This is a genomic window from Neobacillus soli NBRC 102451 (genome assembly GCF_001591665.1).
Lineage (GTDB): Bacteria > Bacillota > Bacilli > Bacillales > Cytobacillaceae > Neobacillus > Neobacillus soli.
Map to the genome: position 1 here is coordinate 13,457 of NZ_BCVI01000006.1, position 15,252 is coordinate 28,708.

Genomic DNA, 15,252 nt, shown 5'->3' on the forward strand with positions numbered 1-15,252 from the left:
CGAAAAAATCTCCTCTATTGTTACAAGTTTTCTAGTAAATCTTACCTGAATTGGGTGGACTTTAAAAGGAATATGACGGTTACCGGTATGATGTCATTGGGCAAAAGCAATGCCAAGGTTTATGTGGAAACCCAAACAGGGATTACCTTTAAAGATGTTGCCGGTCAAGATGAAGCAAAAGAAGCACTGCAGGAAATTGTCGACTTTCTTCATAACCCCAAAAAAATATAAAGAAATCGGAGCAACTATTCCAAAAGGCGCCTTGTTAGTCGGCCCTCCAGGAACAGGGAAAACTCTTATTGCAAAGGCAGTTGCGGGGGAATCAAAGGTTCCGTTCTTTTCCATGTCAGGTTCTGAATTTGTTGAGATGTTTGTCGGGATGGGTGCCGCAAGGGTAAGGGATCTATTTAAAGCGCAAGAAAAGGCGCCTTGTATTGTTTTTATTGATGAGATTGATGCTATTGGTAAAAGTCGGCAGCGAAACAAAGTCAATCTGCGCCGGTTCATAAAATTACGATTATCCCCAGGACGTCTGGGGCTTTAGGTTATACGATGCTGAACGGCTGTTTCACCAAAGCCAGAGACAATATTTATGACCCCAGGCGGGAATCCTACTTCTTCGATTAATTCTGCTAGGAACAATGCGGATAGTGGTGATTGTTCCGCGGGCTTCAATACAACCGTACAGCCCGTTGCTAGTGCTGCGCCTAGTTTCCACATCGCCATTAGCAATGGGAAGTTCCAAGGAATAATTTGTCCGACAACGCCAACAGCTTTGCAGGCATAATTTTAGAATGGTTGCTTTCCTCAATATATAATGGAAAAGTAGGGAATGATAGTTTATCGAAGGAGTTGTTTGTAGTGGCACAATCATTAAAAGGAAAAGTTGCGTTTGTAACTGGTGCTGGAAGAGGAATTGGCAAGGCGATTGCGATTGCATTAGCAAATGAAGGGATAAATGTAGGTTTGCTTGCAAGAACAGAAGCTGCTTTAAAGGAAGTGGCAAGTGAAGTTGAAGGTTTGGGAGTTAAAGTAGCATATGCTGCAGTTGATGTTTCATCCTTAGAAAAGGTAGATCAAGCCATTGAAAAATTGACAAACGCGTTGGGCACGGCGGATATTCTTATAAATAATGCCGGAATTGGAAAATTTGCGACTCTTTTAGAAATGGATCCAGAGGAATGGAAGAAAATCATTGATGTCAATATAATGGGTACATATTATGTAACACGTGCTGTACTTCCACAGTTAATCGAAAAAAATGGCGGTGATATTATTAATATTTCATCGACCAATGGGTTGAACGGGGCTGCTACATCTAGTGCATATAGCGCATCTAAATTTGGAGTAATTGGTCTAACTGAATCATTAGCACAAGAAGTCCGTAGAAACAATATCCGGGTAACGGCCCTAACTCCTAGCACGGTAGCTACAGAACTGGCTGTCAAAACCAATTTAATCGCAGAAAACGATGATGAAAAATATATGCAACCTGAAGATATTGCTGAATTTATCGTTTCCCAATTAAAATTACATCCACGAGTTTATATCAAAACTGCAAGCCTTTTAGCAACCAACCCATTTTAATTAAATTCGAAGTCGGTCCATGCTGACTTCGAATTTTTTTTGTCTTCTTGCAATTGGATTTGCAATGATGGGTAAGATTAATAGTGACAGGCACCACCCGGGTTTTGTTGATTTCTGTCGAAGTTAATCGTTAAACTTTTTCTGAAATTACCATCCTGGTATTTTTTGGGAGCGGATGCCTGCCCATCTATATTATAGTGGTGTTGAGTGAGGGCAGGCCATCTATGCTATAGTTAAAAAAGGTATGATCAAAAATACGCGATGCATAAGACCTTAACCAGGTTATACGCATCGCGTTTACTTTATTTATTTTTTTAAATATAAATTCCAAACTAGCGCATAATGATTACGGCCAAGAAAATGTACCAACGTTGATAACTTTTTACCACTGAATGACAAGAAATGTACCTGTAAATGACAGATGATTACCACCACATCTTCCGGCTGATCAAAGTTAAAAGCCATATGTGTTAGAATATAAACAAAGTTAAAATATTTAGAAAGGAGATACCAAATATGACTATGAGTATTATTATTTTAGCATCCGTGCTTTTATGGGGTGCAGTAATCCATGAACTAAGTAAGCCTTCAAAAAAGCAAAACAACCGAAAAATTGTATCTTTGGCATCTTTAGGCTCTTTATCAACTTTAATTATTACTATTTCGCTTTTTCAAAACCTTCCGTTTTAAAATTTGTTTTCCGCTATAGGGGAGCAATAATGGAATAAGGTTTGTGCCTGTTTCCATTAAAGGACCATTTTGTTTAAGAAAAGGGGCGTTTTTTTGGAAAAAGAAGTGAAAAAAAGTTTGACTAAAGTTATATCCGTAACTGTTGTAGGTTTAATTATTGTATTATTGATACCTATGATTTTTTCTTATTATTTATAGCAATTTAACTGTTATTAAAGACAGTTTCTTTTCAATTCAAAACCTAATTTACCTAACGGTTATAGGGTTGTGCTTAGAAATCCAATTTCCTTCCCACTAAAACAATTGCATTTGCTCAGTTGACCTGCTTTCTTTATTATTCAATGAAACATATCCTAATGACTTATACCCACTTTGCTGTTTTTCAAACATTGTTTTTATATAGGGACATGTACATCAATATAATAGAAAACTTTAACCTCTTGTTTGTTAGAGTGAATTCGGTGCAACCGTCCAACATATTGCTGGAGTGTACCTTTCCAAGATATGGGCATGGCTAAAAACAAAGTGTCCAAACGCGGATCATCAAAACCTTCACCAATGTATTTACCGGTTGCGATTATTAGTCGCTCTTCGTTATCTGGGATTTTAGCCAGGCGTTCCAATTCCGTCCTTCGGTCTTTTTTATTCATTTTCCCTGTAAGGATAATAATGTTTTTGGCAAAACCTTTAAATTTATCACGAAGGAATTCAAGATGTTCAATTCTCTCTGTCAAAACAATTGTGGAACTTCCTTTATCTAATTCATTTAAAACATCATCAAATAGTAATTGATTTCGCTGTTCATCCTTTGATATGGACTGGTAGATTTCTTGAAGATTAGTTGAACTTAACCTGAAATTAGTATATCTCGGTATTAATATGAAAAACGCACCGATCGCATTAAAGAAATCGCGAAGGATGTAACAGATTTTACCTGTGATGAAGACGGTGTTTACTATTATCTGATATTTGGCGTTTGATGAAGCAGTTTTAGACAATAAATAAAGAAATATTAGGGAGTTTTTAGGATGATTAAAGTTGTCAAAAGGAAAACTAAAAGCTGGAGTGAAGGTTGAAGACTATGTAATGCTAGCAAAAGAACTTGTTGCAGAAACCCGAAAAGAAAAGGGTTGTTTAGCGTACGCTCTTCATGGAGAGATCAATGATCCTACCATCCTAACAATGCTTGAAGAATGGGTGGATGAAGAGGCGTTAGAACAGCATAATCAAAGTAAGCATGTGTTAAAAATTGTTCCGGAGCTTAGGAAACTGCGAGAAAGTATTGAGGTTAATGTTTATAGAGAAGTGAAATAATTATCAGGTAAAAATTTACAATTCGTATTTCATGAAATTTTATGAAACCCAACAAATAAAGCATGAGTGCTAATACGAAAATGCTATAATAATTGTAAGCCTATCCAGGAGTTTACTATAATCCGCGAGTTTATCCATTGATATCGCTTTTTCCAATCTTCGCTAATTGAATCGTTAAGAACTAGAGCCTTTTTTATGCATCATAGCACAAAAAAGGCTTATTATTACTTTTTTATCGGTGGATTGTTGATGTCAACATGATACGGAAGTGAATGGTCTTCATCTTCATTCTCATAAAACTGTTCCTGGATTTCCAGATTTGCAGTTTCTACCTCGGAATTGCCTTCCGTGTTCTTGAAATCGGAGTCAAGAAAGAATGCATCCATTTTTTGATTGGCTTCAACTGCTTCATTTTCCTTATGTTTCACCCCGGTACACCTCCTAATCTATTTTGCCTTTATTGTCCCCAATTTGTTAAAAAAGAACCAAATCATTTGAAAAAGTGTTGCCACCTTTGAAATGAGGCTCGTAAAGAACAGACCAGTTTGAAAAGGAAAAAAAAGGTGCAATTGCTAATGAATGAGTGGTCATCGGCTGTAACTGTGGTAATGAGTAAGGAATAAAGGGAAAGTGGTCTATTTGGCATTTAGGTGCTTTATCATTCGCATGGCATTTCACTAGGAAATGTCGTAGGAGGGGAAATTCCACACCTTTTCTCACATAAAAAGCGAATTACTTCAAAGAATTGGAAGAGGTTATAAATATAGTAATCTCTATAATCTAATTTTTGATAAAGCATTTTTACTTTTCAGATTAATATGCTAGGATATTAGTAGTTCAAAGTAGTGTTAAACAAGAAGGAAAATAAGAGATTCACTGTTGATTATGTTATTCATTTTTGGAAAAGAGAGGTAAATTCAGTTGATCAACGGAAAAACTCTGTTTATTGCCGGGCATGCACGGTTACCCCAAGGGATGGCAGCTAAAAGTGTATATGAAACATTGACGATTACAGCAGAAATCGATAGAAAATATGGGGTCATACTTGAGGCCTCCTGTACATTGGCTACTGAACATGGCCGTGAATTTGTTGGTCAGGTGTTAAGGGGGATGAGTTTAAACGACGGTATTGATGAAGCAATCGCTTCGCTTCAAATGTATTATCGAGGTAAGGCTACCAATGCATTGGTGGCGGCGTTAAAAGATCTAGATCTCCATTATCAGCAAATAATATCTACTGAAAAAATATAATAATTGGTTTTCATTAAGTTTAACATTTTGAGTAATTTCTTTTGGGGATAGTTATTGAAAAATTCAAACTATTGGGTTATAATTATCATAACAACTGGATGACAGCAATGTCCTTGCTGCATGACCAGCTTGATCGTAAAAAAATGATTATATTAATATTGACTATATTCACTTGAGCTTCCTTTGCAGGGAGACGAGCTATGAATAGGAGTCAGTAAAGCAATCAATGGGATCTTTCGTTGTTTGTTTTGCTGGCTCTTTTTTGTTTATCAAATCGTTGGAATGAGGTGATAGCGTGAAGAGGGCACTTGATGGAATTCGGATTTTGGATGTTTCCCGGGTACTGGCAGGACCATTTTGTTCTATGATTCTCGGTGACCTGGGAGCAGAAGTGATAAAAATTGAACACTATGTATCGGGAGACGAAACTCGAGGCTGGGGGCCGCCTTTTGTAAATGGAGAAAGTGCTTACTATATATGTGCCAATCGCAACAAACAAAGTATGACACTTAATCTTAAATCAGAAGAGGGAAAAGAGATTTTTGCGAAACTGGCTTCTACAAGTGATGTTGTTATTCAAAACTTCAAATCTGGAACACTCGAAAAAATGGGTTTAGGCTATACGAAACTTAAAGCCAAAAACCCTGGGCTGATTTTAGCTTCCGTCACAGGTTTTGGGACAACTGGCCCATATAAAGATTTACCTGGTTACGATTATATTATTCAAGCAATGAGTGGGCTGATGAGCATTACTGGCGAGCCTGACGGCGGGCCGGTAAAAGTGGGAGTGGCGATTACAGATGTCTTAACAGGATTATATACCTGTATAGGGATATTAGGGGCCTTGCATCATAGGAACCAGACCGGGGAAGGACAGGAAATTGATATTTCACTAATGGATTGCCAGATTTCTTCATTAATCAATGTAGCGAGCAATTATTTATGCAGCGGAGTGATCCCAAAACGGATGGGGAATCGGCACCCAAATATTTCTCCCTATCAGGTGTTTGAGACCAAGGATGGGAAGCTGGTCATTGCAGTAGGGAATGATGAACAGTTTAAGAGATTTACAGCTGTCCTGGGGAGGCCTGAATTAGCGGATAGGGAAGACTTTATTCATAATGAACAGCGTTTAAGGAACAACGATAAACTGGTTGCCATTTGTGAAGAACTGCTTTCAAAAAAGCCGAAAAAAGAATGGAAAGAACGCTTAGATGCTGCTGGGGTTCCGAATGGCCCAATTAACACCATTGCTGAAATGTTTGAGGATCCACAGGTAAAGGCTAGAGAGATGGTTGTGGAGATGGAACACCCCTTAATCGAGAATCTTAAATTAACAGGGTCCCCGCTAAAACTATCAAAAACACCGGTAACTATGAGGCATCATCCCCCATTATTAGGTGAACATACAGAATTACTGCTGGAGAGAATCGGTTATAACCATGAAGAAATAACAAGATTGAAAGAAAATAATATTATTTAGGAGGATTTAAGTATGATGAATTTTGAGTTGACAGAGGAGCAGCAAAGTGTAAAGAAAATGGTGAGAAAGTTTGTTGATAAAGAAATCATTCCAAACATTCAGGAGTGGGACCGTAAAGGTCATTTTCAACCGGCTATCCTTAAGAAATTGGCTAATTTGCAATTAATGGGTGTCTGCATTCCCGAAGAATATGGCGGAGTTGGAATGGATTATAATACTTTGGCTATTGTATGTGAGGAATTAGAACGTGGGGATACTGCATATCGTACAGCCGTATCCGTTCACACAGGATTAAATAGTATGACCTTATTACAGTGGGGAACAGAGGCACAAAAGCAAAAGTACTTAGTCCCTCAGGCACAAGGTCATAAAATCGCAGCGTTTGGTCTGACAGAACCAAATGCAGGATCTGACGTTGCGGCTATGAGCACAACTGCCAAACGGGATGGGGATTATTATATTTTAAACGGTTCTAAAACATGGATTTCCCTTTGCGATGTTGCTGATAACTTCTTGATATTTGCAAAAACAGATCATGATTTAGGACATAAAGGGATTACGGCGTTTATTGTCGAACGTAGTTTTGAAGGAGTACAAACAAAGGCAATCAAGGGGAAATTGGGCATTCGGGCTGGAAATACAGGAGAAGTCTTTTTAACGGATGTAAAAGTTCCTGTTGCCAACAGATTAGGTGAGGAAGGGGAAGGATTTAAAATAGCCATGTCCGCTTTAGATAATGGGCGTTTTACCGTAGCTGCTGGAGCAGTTGGTTTAATAGCAGCCAGCCTTGAAGCCAGCCTAAAGTATTGCCATGAACGGAAAACATTTGGCAAAGAAATTGGAAAACACCAACTAGTTCAGCAAATGATTGCAAAGATGAGTGCAAATCTTGAAATATCCAGACTTCTAGTTTTTAAAGCAGGCTGCCTAAAGAATCAGGGAAAACGGAATACACAAGAAACGTCACTAGCAAAATGGATTTCTTGTAATGCCGCTTTTGACGCTGCAAATGATGCTGTTCAAATCCATGGGGCTTATGGTTATTCCGATGAATATCCTGTAGAACGTTTTTTGCGTAACTCTAAAGCTCCAGTGATTTATGAAGGCACTAGGGAAATCCATACGATTATGCAAGGTGAGTACGCTTTAGGATATAGGGAAGATAAGCCGCTTCGTAAACAATTGCCTGCATGGCCTTTTGAACAAGCTTCTGTAACAAATTAGGGTGCAAGAAATTAATGAGGAATGGTTATTGTAATAGGTGCTGAATCCTGTGTCATTATCTGTGCAGTGGGGTCTAGACCATACCTACCTCATGTGGAGGGTATCAATGATCCGAGAGTAACCACTATTGATAACCTTTTTAGTAGTAATCCAAAGCAGTTAGGTAACCGTATATTGGTTTTTACCAGTTAAAAGTTAGAATGCGTCCACATTTTGATTTGGGTGGGGTTTACCATGACAATGTAATCATTAGAAATCTATTTTCACATGAAAGAGAGGAAGTAAGAGACTGGGATACAATAGTTTTAGCCTATGGTCGAATCCCTCATACAGAATTGTATGAGGAAGTAAAAGGGTTATTAGCAGTTTCCAAAAATATAGACATTAATAGACATACACTGAATTTGGTGTTATAGTTATATTATGGAAAAGTTATTTAGGATGAATGATGCTGCAAAAATTTTAGGTGTAACAATCAAAACGCTGCAACGTTGGGATCATTCAGGCAAAGCTACCTTTGTCCGTACTCCAAACGGGCAAAGAAGATTGCCAGAAAGCGAAATTAATAGATTAATTGGTACCGATGCTGACAAAGTGAATGAAACGAACTTAGTCATTTATGCCCGCGTTTCATCACATGAACAAAAAATGAAAGGAGATTTACAACGACAGATTGACTTTATCAAACGTCATATGGACCTAAATTCCTTCCAGCAGGTTACGGTGATTGAGGATGTGGGTTCGGGACTAAATGACAAACGAAAGGGACTTGTAAAAATTATGAAACTGGCAGAGGCAGGATTAATAACGGACCTCGCTATACGATACCGTGACCGCCTTACCCGATTTGGGTTTCATTATTTGCAAACTTATTTTGAAAGCCACCAGGTTACATTGCATATTTTAGATGACCAAACAGAGGAAAAAGCACCTCAAGAAGAGCTTGTGGATGATTTAATTGCCATCATTACCAGCTTTTCAGGAAAACTTTATGGGATTCGAAGCCACAAAAATAAAATGGTAGAAGAAAAAGTAAAGGAGGTTTTGGAAGATGTTGCAAACCTACCAAACGAAACTACTTAACATTCCACTACATAATGGTCTCTCGTCAGATAACTACCTCCAAGAGTATGCGGCGTATTTCGGCAGACTGGAGCGAAAACTGTTTGTACAATCTCATGTCAAAGGGGCTGCCTCTTCCAGCCTCAAAAAGACTTTCATGATGCAATTCGGAATTACAGCCCGGCAATTTAACTCCATTAGAATGCAACTGGATGGGAAGGTCTCTTCTTTTATTGAAAAAAGAAAGTTAGAAATTCAGGAATTAAAGTCTAAAACAAAGTACCTACAGAGGATAATTGACAAGAAAACCGCGCAAAAAGAACAACTACATCAAAAACTCCAAATGATTCCGCAAACAAATCCATCATTTTTAAAAATGGTGAAAAAATACCATAACATTAAGTTCTATCTCCATCAAAAGAAGCGAAGATTAAGAAATCTTGGGCAAAAATTGAAAAAACTAGAGTCAGACGTACAAAATAAAAGAATCCGCATTTGCTTTGGTTCAAAGAAGTTGTTTCATAAACAATTTCATTTGGAAGAAAATCAATATAAGAACCATCAAGAATGGAGAAATGACTGGCTGGAAGCTCGGGAAAGCCAGTTTTTAGTAATTGGCTCGAAAGATGAAACCTATGGAAACCAAACCGCAACCTATGATTTGAAAAATACATTAAGATTACGTGTGGCCAATCACTTTGCAGATACATTTGGAAAATATATTGAATTCTCTTCCGTCATTTTTCCCTACGGGCAGGAGTGGCTAGACAAGGCGAAGGTCCCTAGTATGGGATTTACCCGAAGCGGAAGTCCGCAAAAATACTATTCTTCCATTACCTACCGATTTATGAAGCGTAAAAAGGGCTGGTATGTCAATGCAACCGTTGAAAGGGAAACACCTAAAGCGGGAACGACGAATGATAACGGATTGATTGGGATTGATCTAAATGCTGGATTTCTTGCCATCTGTGAAATTGACCGATTTGGTAATCCAATCCATAGCTGGACGATAAAAACGCCTATGTATAGCAGAAGAAAAGAGCAAGTACTTGCGTCAATGAGTGACGCCGTAAAAGCGATTCTGGATTACGCTGTGTTCGTACATAAAGATGTTGTGATTGAAAGGTTGGACTTTTCAAGGAAAAAGACACAGCTACGGGAAATGGGTCCTGCCTATGCCCGAATGCTTTCAGGCTTTGCTTATTCCACATTTCAACAATTGATGGAATCAAAGGCGAAGAAGGCAGGAGTAAAAATCAAACGAGTTAACCCAGCCTATACCAGCCAAATCGGGCAAATGAAATTCATGGCACGATATGGTCTCAGTTCCCATCAAGCAGCAGCCTGCATGATTGCCAGGCGCGGTTATCATTTCAAGACGGAAAAGCCAAAGTATGATATGATTCTGTCCTTTCCAAAGAACTTTGATAAACATCAATCCAATTTTAGTAATTGGAGAACCATTACCAACCATTTGAAAAAGACATATTTTTTTCAGGATAAAATTGAACTGTTAAAAGCAGATATTTAGGTACGAAAATTGGGGCAACGCTTCCTTTTTACCTGCAAGGAAGAAACGGACCACGTACTCCAATTTGTGTTGTATCAAGGCTTCACCAGCGTGGCTAACAGCCTTTCCAGAGTATCGACAGATATCCTGTGCCGTGTAAATGGCACCTGAGACGGGGACGAAGAAGTTTATAGAAGTTGAAAGACTCCTTTGGACGGATGTTCTCATTCTGGAATTAGGGCGTGATTCCCTAACGTAATTCGCAAAAAACACTGTTCGTTTTGCGTGCTAAACAAATCATTAGTTGTTTAGAACATATAGATTTCTTCATGTACATAGATGTCTATGTTTTTAGGAACGGTTAGCTCCAGTCGTTCATCAAATTGGTGATTGTCTCGCACCACGGACCCTTGAAGAAGCTACCTATGAAGGTTTAACCACTGTCCTGAATCTCGGGTTAACAGAAGTAGAAATACCAGGTTAAGGGGTATTTATCGCAAAAAGTACAGTATAAAAAAGACTTCTCTGAAAAATACGGTCAGTCAAAAAGTGCTAGATGCCATTCAATAATTTGATGGCGCCTGGCACTTTTTTGTTGATAAAGTTGTAAATATATAGGTATGTGTCAAGGTACAAAACCTTGAATTACCCATTAATTCAAAGAAGAGGAGGATACATTCATTAAAATGTTAGCCCCCACTCCTTTCTTAAATTATTTTGTTTGAATTTCTTCTACTGTGTGTTCTACCTCAGCACGTGTCATTTTTCTACGTCCGTCTCTCATTGCTTTACTTGTTTTATGTGCTAAAGCAAGTGGCAGACGACAGAATAAGGCAATGCTTCGTTTATTAATTGGCTTGATATATTCGTCCGCTTTTGCTAAATTTTCTTCAGCATATTCAAATAGCTCGGCACGAGTCCAACCATCTGGTAAAAAGCTTATTCCGCGCTCAGCTAAATCTTCCTGCTGATTACGTAGAATATTTATTGCTTGAAGTCCGCGTCCATAACCAATTGCAAGCTCGCGGTCTGTTTTTATATCAGCACTTACTTCCCAAAGTTCGGACAACATAACCCCAACAAGGCCCGCTACATAGTATGTATAGTCATCCAAATCTTCTCGCGTATGGATTTGCCAGTTTGCTTTCACCCATTTTGCCATCCCGAATGCCATTTTGCTCGTAGTGTCCATGACAATGGATAGCGTACTTTCCGGACAAGCTTGTAACCATTCGCCTAAACGAAGCGTAACTTCGGGAATTTTATTCTTTACTGGTTCAAGAATTTGTAAATATTCTTTCTCGTTAAAAGGCCTTTTTAATAATTCGCTTATTTGCATAAGAATGGTGAATTTGATTTCATTTTCCACAGTTGGATGGTCTTCAATTTCATCGATTGCCCGCAAAGCTAAATAGGCGGATGCAACCGTATGTTTTAACTCCTTTTGTAAAAAGGTAATTGGAATATAAAAAGTACGACTTGTTTCTTTTAATACTCGCAAAGCATCTTTTGGAAATTTCTTTTCGGTCATCATAGTTGTTTCCTCCATCTTCAACTAAATAATAAAAATAACCTAAATGATTTGTTCTTGTAGAAAACCAATCATAAGGCATTAATACAATCTTCAAAAAGGAGCGATTAAAAAGTGAGGTAGAATTTGTTACTTATGGAGAAAACCAGAATAAATGGGTGATTATAGATTGTTGTTGCAGAAATCAATTTTTTTGCAAAAAGATCATTTTAATGTCTTACCTTCATTTTTATAAAATAATTAATCTTCCCCTTATTTTACTAAACTGAGATAAAGTTGCAAAAGAAAATGCCTGAGCAGAATTTTGGGGTCCCCTGGTGCGTTAAAGCTTTACTGAACCGGGGGACTGACCCCAATGTCATTATACGCTGACCCCAATGTCCAGAACCGATAAAGTGCCCTGATTTAAGAAAATACTCTTTTATTGGTAACTTTCTTAATATTCTAAATCATTTGTTGCCATAAGCCTTACCTTTTCACTAAGATTATCTTGAAGACAAGAATTTAGGGAGGGTATGAATATATGATTGAGAAAATGGTAGATATTCAGAATTTGGTTGATGCAGTTGAAAATGAAGTAGTTGAGTGGCGGAGGCATTTTCACGAAAACCCGGAGCTTTCATTTCAGGAGTTTGGGACTTCAAAGTATGTTTATGAAAAGCTGCAATCATTCGGAAATATTGAAGTTTCCGGCGTTACCCCAACAAGTGTGATGGGACGGCTCATCGGTAAACAACCGGGCAAAGTTCTTGGTTTAAGAGCGGATATGGATGCCCTGCCCATCCTGGAGGAAACAGGGTTGACGTTTAAATCAAAAAACAAGAATGTCATGCATGCCTGCGGACATGATGGACACACTGCCATGCTTCTAGGCGCAGCAAAGGTACTTTCCCAATTAAAAGATGAAATAAAAGGGGAAATCAGATTCTTCTTCCAGCATGCAGAGGAACATCCCCCGGGTGGAGCCTCGGAAATGGTTAAGGCGGGCGCTGCCGAAGGAATTGATGGTGTAATCGGCCTCCATCTAGCTTCCCAAGTTCCTGCAGGAAAATTTTGCGTATATTATGGTCCTGTAACTGCAGCAGCTGATTCTTTTGATATTGTGATCCAAGGAAGGGGCGGACATGGTTCAGAACCAGAGGCGGCGGTTGACCCGATTGCAATCGGCGCTCAGATTGTGAACGGGATCAATCAAATTATTTCGCGAAAAGTAGATGCAAGTAAACGGGCCGTCATTTCTGTTACAAAATTTCAGGGAGGAACAGCAAATAACATTATTCCTGACCGCGTGACCTTTGGCGGGACTGTGCGTACCTTTGATCCGGAAATTCGCAGTCAAATTCCAATTTGGATTGAAAAGATTACAAAAGGGCTGACGGAAGCACATGATGCTTCGTATCAATTGGACTATCAGCTTGGATACTCTTCAGTTGTAAACGAGGAAAAAATCACCTCATTGGTGGAACAAACTATCGTTGAAACCTTTGGTGAAAGTAATCGCGTAATCTCTCAAGCAATCATGGCAGGGGAGGATTTCTCGGCTTTTTCAGCCATAGCCCCAGGGTGTTTCGTTATGCTGGGTGCTGGCAGTGAAAATCCAAAAGAGAATTACCCGCATCATCATCCTAAATTTGATGTAAAAGAAGAGTCCTTGATTCTTGGGGTAAATTATTTCGTACGATCTTCATTAAAATTTTTGAATGAAAAATAAACCACTTCTGCTTTCGCGAAGTGGCCTAATGAAGGTGAGAAGACAGCGTAAAAGGAAGCACATCTCTTACGCTGACTTCTCACTTTCTATTTGTCGATGCTTGGACGTTTCATCGTTAATTAATCGGAATTTTTACCCCTACAATGGTTCCAAAACCAGGCTTACTCTGAACCGTAAGTCGATATTTTTCTCCATAGGTTAATTGTAAGCGTTTATTTGTGTTATAAAGCCCAATGTGATTGGAGGATGTATAATTTGTGCTTAATTTCGTACGGATATCTGCTAATCTATCCGGGTTAATTCCAGCCCCATTGTCAATGATCGATACCACAAGGTCCGTAAGAGAAGAATTTATTTTTACCTTAATGGAAAGTTTTCTATTCAAACCAATCATGCCATGCTGGAGAGAATTTTCAATAAGTGGCTGCAGAAATAGTTTGACAACAAAATATTTATCCATGCCCTTATCGTAATCCCAAATACACGTAAATTGATCCCTATGCCTAATTTTTTGAATGTCTACGTAGCTTTTGGTATGTTTAATCTCATCCTTTAAAAACACTAAACCATCCTGTGCATCTAATGAATAACGTAGTATATTGGCCAAATGATCAATCATATCATTTATTTCATTCGGCTTTTTCGTCAGACTAATAACCTTCCAATTAATAGTTTCCAGTGTATTAAACAAAAAGTGAGGATTTAACTGTGATTGATGGACGGATAATTCCAATGCCTGCATTTTATACTTCCGTTCTGAGAACAACACCTTCATGTAGGATTGCTCCATAAAGTTTGTTAAAATTTTATGGATAATGAAGCTATGTACGTCCGTTACAGCGGTTGGTAAATGGGGGAGAGGTTCACCCTTTTCCGCACTGTTTAAAATATTGATAATGGAATGAATCTCCGCGAAATTCCTTTTTGTTAAAAAATAAGCCGCAATTCCCCCGATAATAATGGAGGAGAGTAATAAAATGAGTGTAACCATACTTAGTTGATAAGGGAGTCTATAAAGCGAACCCTTCGGAATGGTTGAAAAAAACAACCAACTATATTGATCAGACTTTAGTTTAAAAACAATAGATGGTTCGTTCTGAATCTTCATGGTGTTAATTGTGTTAGTCGTGTTACCCATGGACTGGGTATCGGTGCGTGTTAATGTAATCGGATGGTTTTCAAAGAGAACCTGGTAATCCTGATCCATGACTAGAATATTTTGTCCGCGCATTTTGTACAAGTTATTTAGATAATCCTTCAAATAGGCAGCATTGACATTTAAAACAATGAAGCCATGATTGCCATTTGCAAGGGTAAAACTACGATACATCGAAATGACCTCTATTTTTTTGGAGGGGAGATTTACAGGGTTTCGAATAATCGTTCTTTTCTTAGTCCAAAATGCATCGCTGCCTATATCCTTCTTAATTCCTTTATACCAAGATGTGTCCTCAAAAGTGGAGAGGTTAACTACTCCGCCCGTTGTGGAGGTTATAAAGCGATGTTTGTCATTGTCTATGTAAATATAAATGGAATCAACGTAAGAATGGGCAATCGCAGGGGAATCAATGATATTTTTTAACGATGCCAACTTCACATAATCCTCACGGTCAAGCCATTTTTTTTCAAGCATGTTTTGCAAATCAATAAATTCAACTGCACTGGCAGCAATGGTCAAATTAATTGAATCCAGTTCACTGAAAATCATTTCAACGTTCATTTGGATTTGATTTAATAGATTCAAGGTTTCCTGATTTATTTTATCTTTCAGATAGAAATGAATGAACGTAATCGCGAGCGATCCAAGAATTAAGATGGGAATGACCATTGGAACGAGCAGTTTAATTAAATTTTTAAAGTAAAAGGAACGTTTTAAGGAATCCATAACA

Annotated in this window: 13 protein-coding genes and 2 pseudogenes; 10 read left to right on the forward strand and 5 right to left on the reverse strand. The window is 38.3% G+C overall.

The genetic code is table 11. The features are described from left to right. Positions 1-87 precede the first annotated feature (87 nt). Positions 88-475 (forward strand): annotated as a pseudogene (locus tag BSO02S_RS26050) (AAA family ATPase); the annotation flags it as partial. Between the two features lie 80 nt (positions 476-555). Here the strand turns inward: BSO02S_RS26050 and BSO02S_RS02640 are convergent. Next, positions 556-777: pseudogene (locus tag BSO02S_RS02640) on the reverse strand (aldehyde dehydrogenase family protein); the annotation flags it as partial. 84 nt (positions 778-861) lie between these two features. Here BSO02S_RS02640 and BSO02S_RS02645 point away from each other — a divergent pair. Beyond that, entirely contained in the window at positions 862-1,587 is a 726-nt protein-coding gene (locus BSO02S_RS02645; protein ID WP_066062031.1) for a 3-ketoacyl-ACP reductase, read from the forward strand. Between the two features lie 516 nt (positions 1,588-2,103). Then, positions 2,104-2,277, forward strand: coding sequence for a hypothetical protein (locus tag BSO02S_RS26810; protein ID WP_157081366.1), 174 nt, complete (start codon positions 2,104-2,106; stop codon positions 2,275-2,277). Between the two features lie 395 nt (positions 2,278-2,672). Here BSO02S_RS26810 and BSO02S_RS27820 read toward each other — a convergent pair whose 3' ends face one another. Next, positions 2,673-3,011 (reverse strand): DEAD/DEAH box helicase, encoded by a 339-nt coding sequence (locus tag BSO02S_RS27820; protein WP_066062034.1) that lies wholly within the window; start codon positions 3,009-3,011, stop codon positions 2,673-2,675. A gap of 304 nt (positions 3,012-3,315) precedes the next feature. On the opposite strand from BSO02S_RS27820, the gene BSO02S_RS02655 reads away from it, so the two are divergent. Next, entirely contained in the window at positions 3,316-3,591 is a 276-nt protein-coding gene (locus BSO02S_RS02655; RefSeq protein ID WP_235846843.1) for a putative quinol monooxygenase, read from the forward strand. 224 nt (positions 3,592-3,815) lie between these two features. On the opposite strand, the gene BSO02S_RS02660 is transcribed toward BSO02S_RS02655, so the two are convergent. Further along, the gene (locus BSO02S_RS02660) at positions 3,816-4,019 is read right to left on the reverse strand and encodes a hypothetical protein (RefSeq protein WP_066062037.1); all 204 of its coding nucleotides are present in this window, start codon (positions 4,017-4,019) and stop codon (positions 3,816-3,818) included. A gap of 496 nt (positions 4,020-4,515) precedes the next feature. Between BSO02S_RS02660 and BSO02S_RS02665 the strand changes: the two genes are divergently transcribed. The 5 genes from BSO02S_RS02665 to BSO02S_RS02685 all read left to right on the forward strand — a co-directional run bounded on the left by BSO02S_RS02665 (position 4,516) and on the right by BSO02S_RS02685 (position 10,142). Then, the gene (locus BSO02S_RS02665; protein ID WP_084374878.1) at positions 4,516-4,842 is read left to right on the forward strand and encodes a DUF3870 domain-containing protein; all 327 of its coding nucleotides are present in this window, start codon (positions 4,516-4,518) and stop codon (positions 4,840-4,842) included. Positions 4,843-5,137: 295 nt separating this feature from the next. Continuing rightward, positions 5,138-6,325 carry a CaiB/BaiF CoA transferase family protein gene (locus BSO02S_RS02670; RefSeq protein ID WP_066062040.1) on the forward strand — a complete coding sequence of 396 codons (1,188 nt, stop codon included), beginning with the start codon at positions 5,138-5,140 and terminating at the stop codon, positions 6,323-6,325. Positions 6,326-6,340: 15 nt separating this feature from the next. Then, a complete protein-coding gene (locus tag BSO02S_RS02675) occupies positions 6,341-7,549 on the forward strand; it encodes an acyl-CoA dehydrogenase family protein (RefSeq protein WP_066062745.1) in 1,209 nt (402 codons plus the stop codon). 423 nt (positions 7,550-7,972) lie between these two features. Then, positions 7,973-8,632, forward strand: a complete 660-nt coding sequence (locus tag BSO02S_RS02680) for an IS607 family transposase (protein WP_066062043.1) — start codon at positions 7,973-7,975, stop codon at positions 8,630-8,632. Further along, the gene (locus tag BSO02S_RS02685; protein ID WP_066062046.1) at positions 8,601-10,142 is read left to right on the forward strand and encodes an IS200/IS605 family accessory protein TnpB-related protein; all 1,542 of its coding nucleotides are present in this window, start codon (positions 8,601-8,603) and stop codon (positions 10,140-10,142) included. The genes BSO02S_RS02680 and BSO02S_RS02685 overlap by 32 nt, the downstream gene beginning before the upstream one ends. A 691-nt stretch (positions 10,143-10,833) precedes the next feature. Here the strand turns inward: BSO02S_RS02685 and BSO02S_RS02690 are convergent. Next, positions 10,834-11,652: a squalene/phytoene synthase family protein gene (locus BSO02S_RS02690; protein ID WP_066062748.1), complete on the reverse strand. Its 819-nt coding sequence runs from the start codon at positions 11,650-11,652 to the stop codon at positions 10,834-10,836. A 523-nt stretch (positions 11,653-12,175) separates the two neighbouring features. Between BSO02S_RS02690 and BSO02S_RS02695 the strand changes: the two genes are divergently transcribed. Next, positions 12,176-13,363 carry an amidohydrolase gene (locus BSO02S_RS02695; RefSeq protein ID WP_066062047.1) on the forward strand — a complete coding sequence of 396 codons (1,188 nt, stop codon included), beginning with the start codon at positions 12,176-12,178 and terminating at the stop codon, positions 13,361-13,363. Between the two features lie 115 nt (positions 13,364-13,478). On the opposite strand, the gene BSO02S_RS02700 is transcribed toward BSO02S_RS02695, so the two are convergent. Beyond that, positions 13,479-15,248, reverse strand: coding sequence for a sensor histidine kinase (locus BSO02S_RS02700; protein ID WP_066062050.1), 1,770 nt, complete (start codon positions 15,246-15,248; stop codon positions 13,479-13,481). Between the last annotated feature and the right edge of the window lie 4 nt (positions 15,249-15,252).

Excerpts from the sequence above, each read along its gene's own strand:
- BSO02S_RS02685 (WP_066062046.1), top strand. The coding sequence starts at position 8,601 with ATGTTGCAAACCTACCAAACGAAACTACTTAACATTCCACTACATAAT.
- BSO02S_RS26810 (WP_157081366.1), top strand. The coding sequence starts at position 2,104 with ATGACTATGAGTATTATTATTTTAGCATCCGTGCTTTTATGGGGTGCA.
- BSO02S_RS02680 (WP_066062043.1), top strand. The coding sequence starts at position 7,973 with ATGGAAAAGTTATTTAGGATGAATGATGCTGCAAAAATTTTAGGTGTA.
- BSO02S_RS02695 (WP_066062047.1), top strand. The coding sequence starts at position 12,176 with ATGATTGAGAAAATGGTAGATATTCAGAATTTGGTTGATGCAGTTGAA.
- BSO02S_RS02675 (WP_066062745.1), top strand. The coding sequence starts at position 6,341 with ATGAATTTTGAGTTGACAGAGGAGCAGCAAAGTGTAAAGAAAATGGTG.
- BSO02S_RS02690 (WP_066062748.1), bottom strand. The coding sequence starts at position 11,652 with ATGACCGAAAAGAAATTTCCAAAAGATGCTTTGCGAGTATTAAAAGAA.
- BSO02S_RS02700 (WP_066062050.1), bottom strand. The coding sequence starts at position 15,248 with ATGGATTCCTTAAAACGTTCCTTTTACTTTAAAAATTTAATTAAACTG.